The sequence below is a fragment of the Pseudomonas sp. lyk4-R2A-8 genome (assembly GCF_030209095.1).
In the GTDB taxonomy this organism is placed as follows: Bacteria; Pseudomonadota; Gammaproteobacteria; order Pseudomonadales; family Pseudomonadaceae; genus Aquipseudomonas; species Aquipseudomonas quebecensis.
Map to the genome: position 1 here is coordinate 350,778 of NZ_JARVSS010000004.1, position 14,665 is coordinate 365,442.

12 protein-coding genes are annotated in these 14,665 nt (G+C 62.7%); 5 read left to right on the forward strand and 7 right to left on the reverse strand.

Annotated features, from left to right (window positions below):
• Nucleotides 1-36: 36 nt before the first annotated feature.
• Both QRN10_RS05975 and rlmKL read right to left on the reverse strand, forming a co-directional pair.
• Nucleotides 37-2,424: a sensor domain-containing diguanylate cyclase gene (locus QRN10_RS05975; RefSeq protein ID WP_285428003.1), complete on the reverse strand. Its 2,388-nt coding sequence runs from the start codon at nt 2,422-2,424 to the stop codon at nt 37-39.
• 139 nt (nt 2,425-2,563) lie between these two features.
• A complete protein-coding gene (gene rlmKL, locus QRN10_RS05980) occupies nt 2,564-4,828 on the reverse strand; it encodes a bifunctional 23S rRNA (guanine(2069)-N(7))-methyltransferase RlmK/23S rRNA (guanine(2445)-N(2))-methyltransferase RlmL (protein ID WP_181076127.1) in 2,265 nt (754 codons plus the stop codon).
• A gap of 530 nt (nt 4,829-5,358) precedes the next feature.
• Here rlmKL and rmf point away from each other — a divergent pair.
• On the forward strand, nt 5,359-5,574 hold the full coding sequence (rmf, locus tag QRN10_RS05985; RefSeq protein ID WP_002553055.1) for a ribosome modulation factor: 216 nt from the start codon (nt 5,359-5,361) through the stop codon (nt 5,572-5,574).
• Nucleotides 5,575-5,697: 123 nt separating this feature from the next.
• On the opposite strand, the gene QRN10_RS05990 is transcribed toward rmf, so the two are convergent.
• The 5 genes from QRN10_RS05990 to sctC form a co-directional block, all read right to left on the reverse strand.
• Nucleotides 5,698-6,726 carry a quinone-dependent dihydroorotate dehydrogenase gene (locus QRN10_RS05990; RefSeq protein WP_253508908.1) on the reverse strand — a complete coding sequence of 343 codons (1,029 nt, stop codon included), beginning with the start codon at nt 6,724-6,726 and terminating at the stop codon, nt 5,698-5,700.
• A gap of 90 nt (nt 6,727-6,816) precedes the next feature.
• Entirely contained in the window at nt 6,817-7,275 is a 459-nt protein-coding gene (locus QRN10_RS05995) for a transglycosylase SLT domain-containing protein (protein WP_181076131.1), read from the reverse strand.
• Nucleotides 7,268-7,657, reverse strand: a complete 390-nt coding sequence (locus QRN10_RS06000) for a winged helix-turn-helix domain-containing protein (RefSeq protein ID WP_253508910.1) — start codon at nt 7,655-7,657, stop codon at nt 7,268-7,270. The genes QRN10_RS05995 and QRN10_RS06000 overlap by 8 nt, the downstream gene beginning before the upstream one ends.
• A gap of 154 nt (nt 7,658-7,811) precedes the next feature.
• The gene (locus QRN10_RS06005) at nt 7,812-8,066 is read right to left on the reverse strand and encodes a FliM/FliN family flagellar motor switch protein (protein ID WP_266246334.1); all 255 of its coding nucleotides are present in this window, start codon (nt 8,064-8,066) and stop codon (nt 7,812-7,814) included.
• Nucleotides 8,053-9,504, reverse strand: a complete 1,452-nt coding sequence (gene sctC, locus QRN10_RS06010) for a type III secretion system outer membrane ring subunit SctC (RefSeq protein ID WP_431196892.1) — start codon at nt 9,502-9,504, stop codon at nt 8,053-8,055. The genes QRN10_RS06005 and sctC overlap by 14 nt, the downstream gene beginning before the upstream one ends.
• Nucleotides 9,505-9,750: 246 nt before the next feature.
• On the opposite strand from sctC, the gene QRN10_RS06015 reads away from it, so the two are divergent.
• The 4 genes from QRN10_RS06015 to QRN10_RS06030 all read left to right on the forward strand — a co-directional run bounded on the left by QRN10_RS06015 (nt 9,751) and on the right by QRN10_RS06030 (nt 14,656).
• Nucleotides 9,751-10,977, forward strand: coding sequence for a CmpA/NrtA family ABC transporter substrate-binding protein (locus QRN10_RS06015; RefSeq protein WP_285428004.1), 1,227 nt, complete (start codon nt 9,751-9,753; stop codon nt 10,975-10,977).
• Between the two features lie 13 nt (nt 10,978-10,990).
• The gene (locus tag QRN10_RS06020) at nt 10,991-11,566 is read left to right on the forward strand and encodes an ANTAR domain-containing response regulator (protein WP_181076139.1); all 576 of its coding nucleotides are present in this window, start codon (nt 10,991-10,993) and stop codon (nt 11,564-11,566) included.
• A gap of 208 nt (nt 11,567-11,774) precedes the next feature.
• Nucleotides 11,775-12,986, forward strand: coding sequence for a nitrate/nitrite transporter (locus QRN10_RS06025; RefSeq protein WP_253508916.1), 1,212 nt, complete (start codon nt 11,775-11,777; stop codon nt 12,984-12,986).
• Complete coding sequence (locus QRN10_RS06030; protein WP_285428005.1) at nt 12,986-14,656, forward strand: bifunctional protein-serine/threonine kinase/phosphatase; 1,671 nt, start codon at nt 12,986-12,988, stop codon at nt 14,654-14,656. Before QRN10_RS06025 ends, QRN10_RS06030 begins: the two co-directional genes overlap by 1 nt.
• Nucleotides 14,657-14,665: the final 9 nt, after the last annotated feature.

Sequence of the window (14,665 nt, forward strand, 5' to 3'; positions counted from 1 at the left end):
CATTAAGACAGGTGTAGACACCTCTGCCACATGCCTTCAAGCCCGCGCCCTCTCGGCCTCAACCCGGTCCCTGCCCGCCTGCTTGGCCACATACACCGCCGAGTCGGCGCGCAGCAGCAGCCCATCGACGCCTTCATCGCCCCGCCAGCTGGCCACACCAAAGCTGGCGGTGACAACGCCCACCGGATCCATCGGCGCGGTGCGCAACGACTGCCACAAATCCGTTGCCAGGGTGTAGGCCTGTTCGGCATCGGTGGTAGGGCACAGCACCATGAACTCCTCCCCGCCCAGACGGCAGAACACGTCGGTGCGGCGTAGACGCTGGCTGATGCGCGCGCATAACTCCTGCAGCACTGCGTCACCCACCGCATGGCCGTGCTTATCGTTGATGCGTTTGAAGTGATCGATATCCAGCATGATCACCGACAGTGCCCCGTGGGTTCGATTGAGCCTGGCGATTTCGGCGCGCAAGCGATCCTGGAAGTAGCGCCGGTTGTGAATACCGGTCAGCGAGTCGGTGATGGACAAGGCCCGCAACTCCTCCTCCACTCGTTTGAGATCGGAAATATCCGACACATACCCGTGCCACAGCGTACCGCCGCCAGGTAACTCTTCCGGGGTGGCCTCGCCGCGAATCCAGCGCAGGCCGCGTTGAGGCAGCAACACCCGGTACTCCTCGCGCCAATGGCTCAACTGCAGGGCCGACAAGCGCACCGAGGCGCGCACCCGCTCCACGTCCAGCGGATGGATGCGCTCGAATACGCGCTTGGCATCCTGCTGCAACAACCCGGTTTCGATTTCGTAGATATCGCGCATCCCGTCGCTGGCATAGATGAAGCGCCAATTGTCCTGAGGCTCCAGGGTGAACTGGAAGATGCCGCCGGGCACATGGGCACTGAGTTTTTTCAGCAGGCGATCCCGTGCAGCCAGCGCTTCGTAGGCGCGCTTCTGTTCGGTAACGTCCAGGTAGATCGCCAGGTGCCCCACCCACAAGCCATGGTCATCGAGCAGCACAGTGCCGAGCATATTCACGTTCAACGGGCTGCCGTCCTCGCGGATCAGAGTCCACTCGCGGGCTTCGTGCAGGCTGTCGGGGCTTTCGACCAGCATGGCCTGGCTCGCGGGGATGCGCTTGCCCAAGGCCACGCCCAACTTGGCGGAACGCATTTCCAGCTCCGTCGCCAGGTGCAGGCTCTCCAGGGTCAGCTTGCCCACCACCTGATCGGCGGCAAAACCGAGCATCTTTTCAGCGCCGGCGTTGAAGGTATTGATGACACCGCGCAGGTCGGTGGCAATGATCGCGACCTGGGTGGCCGCGTTCAGCACACTGCGCAATTGGCCGTGTGCGCCGCGCAGCTCCTGCTCGCGCAGACGCAACTGCACAGTGCGCTGCTCCACCAGCTTCAAGGCACGCTGGCGTTGGCTCACGAGCACGTAGAGCAAGGCGCTGAGCAACAGGCTGAGCAAGCCGCCCATGATCAGGATGGCGCTCAACGAGGAATGGTTGGCCAGTTCGAACACTTTGCTCGGGCGCAGGGTCAGGGCATAGACATGATCGCCCAGGGTCAGACGACGAGCCCCGACGAGAGGGCTGTCGGCCACGACATTGTTCGATTCATACAGGACGCGTTGTTGCACATCGGATGTATCCACAATCTGCATGACGAGGTTGTCGCGTGGCGACTTGGGCAAGCCGTCGGCCACCAACTGGCGCATGCTGATCACCGCCATCACATAGCCGTAGGGTGGGTCGTTGCCCGCCTGGTTGCTTACCGGCGCTACCAGCAAAACCCCGGCGGCATACGCCGGCTCCACCCCCACCAGTTGTATGGGCTGCGACACCGCCAGCCTGCCACTTTTTTGCGCGCGCTCAAGGGTCGCGCGCCGCAGCGGCTGGGCGAGCAGATCAAAACCCAGCGGTGAACCCAACAGGCTCTGGGTCTGGCTGTAGAGCACCGGCACGTATTCATCGCGTTGCGGCGCCGGGACCAACTCGCCCGCCGTGTTCAATTCACGGATAACAAAGTCCACACCGCGATCGCGGGATACCTGGCGTTCGAACTCGCTGCGCTGCTCGCGAAACACCCGCGGCGCCCAGGCGTAAGCGCGGGCGCGCAGCAGCAAGGGCTGGGTGAACCCGTCGAATTCTTCGCGGGACACTTGCTGTGAATTGAGAAAGAAACGCCGCAGGCTGTTAAGGCGCTGTTCCTGATCCTCGAAGCGCTCCTGCAGGCGGGTATAGCGTTCGTTGACCAGCAATTGAAAGCGTTGGCGCACCTGCTGCTGATACAGGTCGTGAGTGGCCCAGGCGACGATACCCGTCAAGGTGCAACCGGCCAACAGCACCACCAATGCCACCAGCCAAGCCGACGCCTGCTCACTGATAAAGCCTAGGATTTTCGGGCGAACGGCTTGCAACGGCATAGGCAACACTCACAACGCCAGCGTGCGGGGGGTGTCACTTTGGCTAGGCCTTAAGTTATAGCTATCGGCCCATGGTTTGACCAGCGCAAAAAAGCCGCAAGCCCGGAATATCCTGGCTTGCGGCTTTTTTGTGCAACCGTCAGCGGGCGGTGATTTTCCAGGCCCGGTGGATCTTGGCGTTGCGCGCAAAATCCGGGTCGATGGTCTTGTCGCTGATTTCCTCGACCGCGTAGCGTTCGCTGAGGTTGTCTTCCAGCTGGAACTTGCGGAAGTTGTTGGAGAAGTACAACACGCCGCCCGGCGCCAGACGGGCCATGGCCAGGTCCAGCAACTGCACGTGGTCGCGCTGCACGTCGAAGATGCCTTCCATGCGCTTGGAGTTGGAGAAGGTCGGCGGGTCGATGAAGATCAGGTCGAATTCATCGCGACTGGCTTCCAGCCACGCCATCACATCGCCCTGCTCCAGGCGGTTCTTGTCGGAGAAACCGTTGAGGGAGAAATTGCGGCGCGCCCAGTCCAGATAAGTCTTGGACAGGTCGACACTGGTGGTGCTGCGCGCACCGCCCTTGGCGGCGTGCACACTGGCGGTGGCGGTGTAGCAATACAGGTTGAGGAAGCGCTTGCCGGCCGCTTCCTTCTGAATCCGCATGCGCATCGGGCGGTGGTCGAGAAACAGGCCGGTGTCCAGGTAATCGGTGAGGTTGACCAGCAGCTTTACGCCACCTTCGCTGACCTCGGTGAACTTGCCCTGGGCGCTCTGGCGCTCGTACTGCTTAGTGCCGCTCTGACGCTCGCGACGCTTGACCACCACCCGGCTCTTATCGATGTTCAGCGCCTGGGGAATGGCCGCCAGGGCATCGAACATGCGCGCGGAGGCTTTTTCCGGGTCGATGGACTTCGGCGCGGCGTACTCCTGCACGTGCACCCAATCGTGGTACAGGTCGATGGCCATGGAGTATTCCGGCATGTCGGCGTCGTACACACGGTAGCAATCCACGCCTTCGCGCTTGGCCCACTTGCCCAGCAACTTAAGGTTCTTTTGCAGGCGATTGGCGAACATCTGCCCGCCTTCGCTCAAGCGCGCCTGTTCGACCACGGGGGCCGGGGCCGGCTTGATCGGGTTGCCGTTCTTGTTGTACTGGCGTTCTTGCGGTTCGGTCGGCGCCTGGTCGTACGCGGCTTGCTCGCGTTCGGCCTGGCGCTGCTCCGGGGTGCGGCGCTCGCCGGTGACGAACTGGTCGGGGTTGACCTTGATCAGCAGCAACTTGCACGGCAAGGCGCCGTTCCAGAATGAGTACTGTTTGTGGCTGCGGATACCCATGCGCTTGCCCAGGTCCGGTGCGCCGGTGAACACCGCCGCCTCCCAACCCATGCACGCCTGGCGCAGGCGTTCGCCGAGGTTCTGGTAGAGGTACAACAGGCTGGCTTCGTCACCCAGGCGCTCGCCATAGGGCGGGTTGCAGATCACCAGGCCTTTCTGGTTCTGGTCCGGGCGCGGTTCGAAGGTGCCGACTTCGCCCTGGTACACCTTGATCCAGTGGCTCAGGCCGGCGCGCTCGATATTGTTGCGCGCGGGCTGGATCAGCCGCGGGTCGGCTTCGTAGCCTCGTATCCACAGCGGCGTTTTGTTCATGCCGATCGCGGCGCGCTCGGTGGCCTCGGCGTGCAGTTTTTTCCACAACGCCGGAACGTGGCCGAGCCAGGTGGTAAAGCCCCACAGTTCACGGTTGAGGTTGGGCGCCATGTCGGCGGCAATCATCGCGCCTTCCACCAGGAAGGTCCCCACGCCGCACATCGGGTCGGTCAGCGCGCCGCCTTCGGCAGCGATGCGTGGCCAGCCGGCCCGGATCAGGATGGCGGCGGCCAGGTTTTCCTTCAGCGGCGCCGCGCCCTGCTGCAGGCGATAACCGCGCTGGTGCAGGCTGTGGCCGGAGAGGTCGAGGGACAGGATCGCTTCGCCACGGTCCAGGCGCAGATGGATGCGCAGGTCCGGGTTGATCTTGTCGATGGACGGGCGTTCGCCGGTTGGGGTGCGCAGTTTATCGACAATCGCATCCTTGACCTTCAGCGCGCCGAAATGGGTGTTGTCGATGCCCGAGCCGTGACCGCTGAATTCCACCGCGAGGGTGCCATCGGAAACCATGTGATCGGCCCACTCGATATCCAGCACGCCGTGGTACAGGTCTTCGGCATCCTTCATGGGGAAGCGCTTGAGCACCAGCAGCACGCGGTTGGCCAGGCGCGACCAGAGGCATAGGCGGTAGGCGGTTTCCATGTCGGCCATGCCGCGCACGGCCGAGGTGTGCTCGCGGGCTTCCTCAAGGCCAAGCCCGACGGCTTCCTCGATCAGCAGGCCTTCGAGGCCCTTGGGGCAAGTGAGGAAGAGTTCAAAACGGTCCGACATGGGGCATTCCAGGCTTTTCAGCAATAAATGAACGGGCGACGCATCGCCGGCTCGGTTTTCAATCAAGCACGTTTCTTGAAGAGTGCTCGCGTGGCACGAATGTGCCGTCCCACCCCGTCTGCCAGGCCTTGGGCCTTTATCGACGGGGCAGATAAAGATGTGCAGCAACAAAAAGAAATATTCCGACCCTTCGTCGAATAATAACCGACTGCAACAGACGGTCATTCTTACTTAAGGATTAAACCTTTCCTCTATGCGGGGTGCATCATAGCTGGCTTTGCCAGACAAATGGGGCGTAAAGCCATCCCAGCTTATGGCTATAGCATCGTTATCGTTACGTGCTTATGACAAAACGATCATTGAATCCATGTGACCTATTGGTTAGAACTCAACACAGGTTGGCGCCGTAACGACGCCGACACATCGGCTCGCCACGCCGGCAGCGAGCCCACCAACGGCAGAAAAACTCTGCCCGGCCTCAGACGAGGCCGAAGGATATCAAGACAGTCAACAAGTGAGGGAAACACCCTATGAGAAGACTTAAGCGTGATCCGTTGGAAAGAGCGTTTTTACGCGGATATCAATATGGCGTTCATGGCAAATCCCGTGAGCTTTGCCCATTTACTCTACCGTCGGTACGCCAAGCCTGGATCAACGGCTGGCGAGAAGGACGCGGCGACAACTGGGACGGTATGACTGGCACTGCGGGAATCCACAGACTCAACGAACTTCACGCCGTCGGCTAATCAGGGCACTTAATTCCGACACATCACCTTTGAAGCAGTAACGACTTACCATGCACGCCCCATCCGGGCGGCGGGCTTCGGCCCAGGGGGCTCCTTGAAGGAGCCCTTTTTTATGGGCGGCTCTCAGGCCTTCTTCGGCAGCGCGGCGATCGCATCCACGGACTCGCGAATCAAGGCCGGGCCTTTGTAGATAAAGCCGGAGTACAGCTGCACAAGGCTCGCGCCCGCGGCGATCTTCTCGGCGGCGTGCCGGCCTTCGGTGATGCCGCCCACGGCGATGATCGGCAAGCGCCCGGCCAGCTCCGCCGCCAGTACCTTGACGATATGAGTGCTCTTGTCCCGCACCGGCGCGCCCGACAGGCCACCGGCCTCATCACCGTGGGCCAGGCCTTCGACGCCGACCCGGCTGAGCGTGGTGTTGGTGGCGATCACCGCGTCCATTCCGGAATCCATCAGGGCCTGGGCCACCAGCACGGTTTCTTCGTCGCTCATGTCCGGTGCGATCTTGATCGCCAGCGGCACCCGCTTGCCGTGACGCACAGCCAGGTCTTCCTGACGCTGGCGCAGGGCTTCGAGCAATTGCTTGAGGGAGTCACCGAACTGCAGGCTACGCAGGCCCGGCGTGTTCGGCGAGCTGACATTGACGGTGACATAGCTGGCGTGGGCGTAGACCTTGTCCAGGCAGATCAGGTAGTCATCGACCGCACGCTCGACCGGCGTGTCGAAATTCTTGCCGATATTGATACCGAGAATGCCGTTGTACCTGGCGGCCTGAACCCGGGCCAGCAGGTGATCGACGCCCAGGTTGTTGAAGCCCATGCGATTGATGATCGCCTCGGCTTCCGGCAGGCGGAAGATGCGGGGCTTGGGGTTGCCCGGCTGCGGTCGCGGCGTCACCGTGCCGATCTCGACAAAGCCGAAGCCGAGCTGGGCGAAGCCATCGATGGCCGCGCCGTTCTTGTCCAGGCCGGCAGCCAGTCCTACCGGATTGGGAAAGTCCAGCCCCATCACCGAGACCGGCATTTTCGCCGCAGCCTTGCAGACCAGGCCATTGAGTCCCAGGCGGCCACCGGCACCGATCAGGTCGAGAGACAGATCGTGGGAAGTTTCCGGGGAAAGTTTGAACAACAGCTGGCGGGCCAGGTTATACATGGGCGGGCTAGACTCGGATGGCGGCGAAAGGTGGCGGCGATTATAGCCGGGGTGACGGTGCGCAGGCGAGGCGTGCCGCGCCAAACGACATCAACGCTGCATGACCAGGGCCTCATACCGTGCCCAGATTTTTTCCGCATAGCGCCTGCGCAACGCATCACGTTCCGGCCCCGCACCCGGCCCCACGTTATAGGAACCCACCGCCGTCCAGTTGTAGCCGAAACGCTGGATAAACTCGGCAAGGATCGACGCCCCAACCTCTACCGACAAGCACGGCTCGCTCAACAACCGCTGCTCGGTAATCCCCAGCGCGAGCAGGCGCGGCAAATGGCTGCTGTTGATTTGCATCAGGCCGATATCCCAAGTGCCGTTGCCATTGGCGCGGTTGATCGCCCCCGCTTGATAACCCGACTCGACGGCCGCGATGGCCTGCAGCAACTCCGGCTCGATATCGTAACGGCTGGCGACCTCTTCCCAGCAATACGCCTGCGCTTGACGACTGCCGAATAACAGCCCCAACAACAATACCGTGGCCCAGCACCTACCCATGGTTGACCCGACCGCAGGCCGAACACACCTGCTCCTTATGCCCCTGACCGCCGCGCTGGACCCTCACCGGACACGTAAAGCGGTAACCGCGGCCATAGATCGTCTTGATAAACCCTTTATCGACACCCAAATGCTTGCGCAACGAATAGATGCAGCGCGTCAGCGATTCCTCGGCCACTTCGCCCTTGGGCCAGGCCAGCTCCAACAGGCGATCCTTGGTCATCAACACACCACCGGAAGCCAGCAGCAGCCGCAGGACATGCCCCTCCTTGGGCGGTAACTGAACATCACCGCCCTCTCCGCTCAAGCGCCCATCGGCGTGCAGCGTCCAACACGCAAAGACCAGGGAAACCGTCGCCAACTCATCATTCACGACGACCATATCTACCTCGGCATCCGACAACTGACATTGAAGTCCTTATTCCTTGACTGGCGTTTGCGCCTCTACAGCGACTATAAAAACCCGTCCGGCAACTCACGTTAGGAAAAAGCGCATAGATACAGCGTTTTCCGGAACAGCCCTGTAAGGCGTTTCTTCAGCGAAACCCACCAGGCGCCCACTCCTGATACACCTCGTGCAGTTCAACCCCAAGGCGGTCTTCCAACTGCACCAGTTCACCCAACGCCAGCAACTGGCCGTTCACCCGAACCTCGACGCAGTGAATGACCGCGGGCGCCAACGGCAATACCTTGCCCGGCGCAAAGGCGGCCAGGCGCCTGCGGCTGATCAACTGTTCCTGCAGAAGAATTTCCAGATGCATGACTGAACGCCTTATTTCACGGGAACACATCGCGACCCGGCCGCACAAACGCACGTTGCACGCGCTCATACTGCGCCGCGGTCAATGGCGGCGGCCCACCTGCGGCGGCCGCCCCTCTTTCCTCGCCTGCGACGGCGCGCGCCTGAATCACAAACAGGCGCACCTCACCCGAGGGCGCCGAGGCCCGTCCGCGATCTCGCTCACGCGAGTCACGCGGGAACGCCGCCAACCACAGACGCTTGCCGTGGGGCACACGAACCACGCTGCTGACCCCGATCCGCGCAACCGCGTCCGGTTTGCTGCCGCGCCGCTGGTCGTTGATCGGTCGAGCGTCCTCGACCTCCAGCAGCATCTCGATCTCATTGGCCTCGGCGAAGCGCGGCAGCACACTGACCTGGGTCGCATAACGCACCGGCTTCCATCCGGCGGCATCGTCGGCGAGGGGCGGCAAATGGAACGTGCGGTTGTCGTTGAACACTGCCGGCACATTTTCCTGCGTGAGGATCACCGGCAGCGCCACCACCTTGGCGCTCCGACGGCGCTCCAGCACGGCAAGCCGTGCCATCAAGCGGTTATCCTCCAGGGGTTCCATCACAGCGCTGGTCGAGGCCTCGCTGTTGTCGGCCCAGGCCGGCCGTAATGTGCTCAATGCGTCGCGGCCCACATCGACCAGCCACAGCGAGACCTCGATGGCTCGCTTGGGCGTGTCCAGCTCCGTCACCAGTTGCTCGATGAACCGTACCTGCGCAGGGTTGCCTTTGATCAGCAGACTGTTGGTGTCCGCATAGGCGATCACCACGAGCGCCTTGTCGGCAAGCACACCCTTGCGCTCACCCGCCAGCAGGGTCTCGATCGTCGACGCGATCCCCGCTACCCGGAGCGTGCGTTCACCCATCGTGTATTCACGGTCCGCGACATGGGTATTGAGTACCTGGACGACGCCAAAAGCCTGGTTACCCACGCGTAGATCCGCGCGCTGACGGTCCATCAGTTGCGCCAGGCGCAGCACCTGGTCCACGTAGTTGGGCGGGCCGGACACATAAAATGTCCGCCCCCCGCTGGCACGCAAGGGGTAGCGCGTTTCATCCAGCCCCGAGCGGCGCATGAGGCTGCGGAACCTGTCGATTGAAAGATGCCGCAATGCCACCGCCGAGCTTTTCGCTTCAGTAGCGTCATAGACATGGATCGCCTGCCCGTCGCCGTACCAGATCAGGCCCTGCTGCTGCGCCAGCCTCTCCAGGCTCTGCTGCGGCGCTGCCAAATCAAGCACACCACTCAAGCGCTTACGTGCCACCTCGCGGCTCACGACAATCGGCAGGCCCATGGGCACCGACAAGGCAGTGAACACGGTATGCAGGCTCTCATCCAGTGCCTGGTAGCTTTCGCCCCAGGCCATGCCATGGCCCAGCCACAGGACGGCACACAACAGCCAGCGGCATAGCGGGGTTTGGAGGAAGGCAGCGGGCACGGTAGGGGCTCCCGGGAGCTGGCGAAAGAAGCGGCCATACTGAGAGGCCACCTCTTTTCAATCTTGATGAAAAGTTGACGGCCGAGTCCCTTTCCCACCCGTGGCATGTGCCTTGCTAATGGACTCAGTATCAAAGCGCGCGCCAATGGCGGAGCGGGCTTACGGACAAAGGCGTCGTTACCCGCAATGGCCGGCATCGCCATCTGAGGGAACGGCGCTTTTTTTTGAAAGAAAAGGTAGGTGTGGATGAACGATTCGGTGGGCAACCGCCCGATAAGCGACGCGCTGGCGTGGGTCAGCGGCAGCGACGCTCCGGAAAAGAGCAGCCTCGACCTAGGGTTCATGGCCCTGAGCGATTGCGCCTCGCTGGTAGTAGCGGCGACCCAGGGTTTTGCGCAACCCTACGGCTTGACCCTTAACCTCAAGCGCCAGTCATCCTGGGCCAACCTGCGGGACAAGCTGGTCAGCGGCGAATTGGATGCCGCCCATAGCCTGTATGGCTTGATCTACGCCGTGCACCTGGGCATCGGCGGCGTGGCGCCCACCGACATGGCGGTGCTGATGGGCCTGAACCAGAACGGCCAGAGCATCAACCTGTCGCGCGGCCTGCAGCAACAAGGGGTGGTCACTCCTGAGGCGCTGGAGCGCCACGTGCACCAAAGCCGCACAAAACTGACCTTCGCTCAGACATTTCCCACCGGTACCCATGCCATGTGGTTGTACTACTGGCTGGCGAGCCAGGGCATTCATCCATTACAGGACGTCGAAAGCGTGGTAGTGCCGCCACCGCAGATGGTTGCGCATCTGCAAGCGGGACGCATCGATGGCTTTTGCGTGGGCGAGCCTTGGGCTGCCAGCGCCGTCGCCCAGGATCAAGGCTTCACGCTGGCCACCAGCCAGGCGATCTGGCCGGATCACCCTGAAAAGGTACTGGGCTGCACCCAAGCCTTCGTCGACCATTACCCCAATACAGCGCGCGTCTTGGTGATGGCCATTCTGGAAGCCAGCCGCTTTATCGAACAGAATCGCGAAAACCGACGTTCTACCGCGCAGCTGCTCAGCGGCGGCGATTACCTCGATGCGCCCCTCGAGTGCATCGAGCCGCGTCTGCTGGGGACCTACGACGATGGCCTGGGCAACCACTGGCAGGACCCCCACGGTCTGCGCTTTTTTGCCGAGGGCAGGGTCAATCTGCCCTACCTCTGCGACGGCATGTGGTTCATGACCCAATTTCGCCGCTGGGGGCTGCTGCGCGAAGACCCGGACTACCTGGGCGTGGCGCGCCAGGTCCAGCAACTGGCGCTCTATCGCCAGGCAGCCGCGGCACTGGGCATTACCGCCGGGGATCGGGACATGCGCAGCAGCCAGTTGATCGACGGCAAGGTCTGGGACGGTTCGGACCCGGCGGGTTACGCGCGCAGCTTCCGCCTGCACGCCCTGGTCGGCGACGCCAACCGCCAAGCCTTGCGCTGACAGGAGAAAGGCCATGCTGCGAATCCTGTTGATCAACGACACCCCGCGCAAGGTCGGGCGCCTGCGCACCGCGCTGATCGAGGCCGGATTCGAGGTGATCGACGAGTCGGGCCTGATCATCGACCTGCCGGCGCGCGTCGAAACAGTGCGCCCGGACGTGATCCTGATCGATACCGAGTCGCCGGGGCGTGATGTGATGGAGCAAGTGGTGCTGGTGAGTCGCGATCAACCGCGCCCCATTGTGATGTTTACCGACGAACACGACCCGACGGTGATGCGCCAGGCCATCAAGTCCGGCGTCAGCGCCTATATCGTCGAGGGCATCCAGGCCCAGCGTCTGCAACCGATCCTCGACGTGGCCATGGCCCGCTTCGAAAGCGACCAGGCCTTGCGCGCCCAGTTGCAGGCACGCGACCAGCAACTGGCCGAGCGCAAGCGCATCGAGCTGGCCAAGGGCATGCTGATGAAAATGAAAGGCTGCAATGAAGAAGAGGCCTACACCCTGATGCGCCGCCAGGCCATGAGCCGCCAGCAGAAACTGATCCAGGTGGCGGAGCAGATCATCGCCATGAGCGAGCTGTTGGGCTGATCTGGCTCAGCTTTTGCTAATCAAGCATTACAGGTAACCAACGGCGGTTGCCCCTCCACGACAAAGACGTCGCACATCCGGTTTGCCCTCGCGAACCCGGTGGCGGCGTTTTTTCGTTTTGGCCCCCTGCATGGGGCCGGTGGGGCGGCCGTTGCGGCTGTTCCATCACCCGGCCTTCTTACAACACTCCCAACCGTTGAGGTGCGTGATGAAATCAAGCTTCTGGAAATCCGGGCACACCCCGACCCTGTTTGCCGCGTTCCTGTATTTCGACCTGAGCTTTATGGTCTGGTATCTGCTGGGACCGCTGGCGGTGCAGATCGCCGCCGACTTGCAGTTGACCACCCAGCAGCGCGGCCTGATGGTCGCGACGCCGATCCTGGCCGGCGCGGTACTGCGTTTTCTGATGGGGATGCTGGCCGACAGGCTGTCGCCCAAAACCGCCGGGATGATCGGCCAGGTGATCGTGATTGTCGCGCTGTTCGGTGCCTGGAAGCTGGGGATACACAGTTACGAACAGGCCCTGGTGCTGGGGCTGTTTCTTGGCATGGCCGGCGCGTCCTTCGCCGTGGCACTGCCCCTGGCGTCCCAGTGGTACCCCGCCGAGCACCAGGGCAAGGCCATGGGGATTGCCGGAGCCGGTAACTCGGGCACGGTGTTCGCCGCGCTGCTGGCGCCGGTTCTCGCCGCAGCGTTTGGCTGGAGCAACGTCTTTGGCTTCGCATTAATCCCGCTGATCGTGACGCTCGTGGTCTTCGCCTGGCTGGCGCGCAATGCCCCTGAACGCCCGAAAGCCAAATCCATGGCTGACTATTTCAAGGCCCTGGGCGACCGTGACAGCTGGTGGTTCATGTTCTTCTACAGCGTGACGTTCGGCGGTTTTATCGGCCTGGCCAGCGCCCTGCCCGGCTACTTCACCGACCAATACCGCCTCAGCCCCGTAACCGCCGGCTATTACACCGCCGCGTGCGTGTTCGGTGGCAGCCTGATGCGTCCGCTGGGCGGCGCCCTTGCCGACCGGTTCGGCGGCATCCGCACCCTGCTGGGCATGTACAGCGTCGCGGCCATCTGCATCGCCGCAGTGGGCTTCAACCTGCCCAGTTCCTACGCGGCGCTGGCGCTTTTCGTCTGCACCATGCTCGGTCTCGGTGCGGGCAACGGGGCCGTATTCCAGTTGGTTCCGCAGCGCTTTCGCCGGGAAATCGGCGTAATGACCGGCCTGATCGGCATGGCCGGCGGCATCGGTGGCTTCGCTTTGGCAGCCGGCATGGGCGCAATCAAGCAAAGCACCGGCAGCTATCAACTGGCTCTGTGGCTGTTTGCCAGCCTGGCCGTTCTGGCGTGGTTCGGGCTGCATGGGGTCAAGCGTCGCTGGAGAACCACCTGGGGTTCTGCAGCCGTGACGGCAGCGCGCGTCTGATGAGCCTGCGACTGAGCGTCGCCCACGCCAGCGCCATCGGTCCACGCAGGGAAAACCAGGATGCGCTGCGGGTGGTCACGCCCGCGGCGGAACTGGCGGCCAGCAAAGGCTACCTGTGCGCGATGGCCGACGGCGTCAGCCAATGCGCCGATGGCGGATTGGCCGCGCGCTCGACCCTGCAGGCCCTGGCGATTGACTACTACGCCACGCCGCAAACCTGGAGCGTGGCCCAGTCGCTGGAGCGGCTGCTGCTGGCGCAGAATCGCTGGTTGCAGGCTAACGGCGGTGGCCAGCCGCTGCTGACCACCCTCAGCGCCCTGGTGTTTCGCGGTCAACGCTTCACCCTGGCGCATGTCGGCGACTGTCGGGCTTATCGCTGGCTGGATGGCATGTTGCAGCGCATCAGCGAAGATCACGTATGGGAACAGCCAGGCATGCAGCACGTGCTCAAGCGTGCGCTGGGCCTGGACCAGCACCTGGTGGTGGATTTTCTCGATGGCCAGTTGCGCGAGGGCGAATGTTTTCTGCTGCTCAGCGACGGCGTATGGGCAACGCTGGGCGATCACAGTATCCAGGCGATCCTGCGTGAACAGGCCGACCTGGACCTGGCGGTGACCACGCTGGTCAACGCGGCCCATCTGGGCGGCAGCCAGGACAACGCCAGCGCTGTGCTGGTCCGCGTGGATGCACTCGGTGCGGCCACCCTGGGCGACGCACTGGTGCAGTTGCAGCAATGGCCGCTGCCGCCGCTATTAAAAATCGGCCACCACTTTGAAGGCTGGCAGGTGGATGCCGTACTGGCGCAAAGCCGACAATCCTTGCTCTACCGGGTACGCGATACCCAACAGCAACCGTGGCTGCTGAAAACCCTGCCCTTGAGCCGCGAGGACGACAGCGACGCCGCTCAGGCGTTGCTGGCCGAGGAGTGGTTTCTGCGTCGGGTGGCCGGGCGCGCGTTCCCGCAGGTGCATGCCGCTGGTAGTCGGCAGCATCTGTATTACGTCATGCGCGAATATCCCGGGCAAACCCTTGCGGCCCTGTTCCAGCAGCAAGGTCCCCTGCCTCTGGCGCAATGGCAATCGATTGCCGAGCGCTTGCTGCGGGCGGTGGGCCTGCTGCACCGCAGGCAGATCCTGCACCGCGATATCAAGCCGGAGAACCTGTTGCTGGGGGACGACGGTGAGTTGCGCGTGCTGGATTTCGGCCTGGCCTACTGCCCGGGCCTGTCGGAGGACCATGCTCATGCGTTGCCGGGTACACCGAGCTTTATCGCACCCGAGGCTTTCAACGGCGAGAGTCCTACCGCCCAGCAAGATTTATACGGCGTTGGCGTCACCTTGTACTACCTGCTGACCGGGCACTATCCCTACGGCGAAATCGAAGCTTTCCAGCGACCCAGATTCAGTCAGCCCATCAGCGCCAGCCGCTATCGTCCTGACCTGCCGGAGTGGCTGGCGTTTAGCCTGGAACGGGCCGTGGCCGCGCAGCCGGCGCAACGCTATGAAACCGCCGAAGAATGGCTGCTGGCATTAGAGCAGGCTGACCGACGGGAGTTGAGTATTCGTCCCAGACCTTTGCTGGAGCGCGAACCGCTGAAGGTATGGCGTAGCGTGGCGCTGCTATCGGTGCTGATTAATCTGGTGCTTCTGTATGCACTCTTTCACAGCTGACCATCTCTG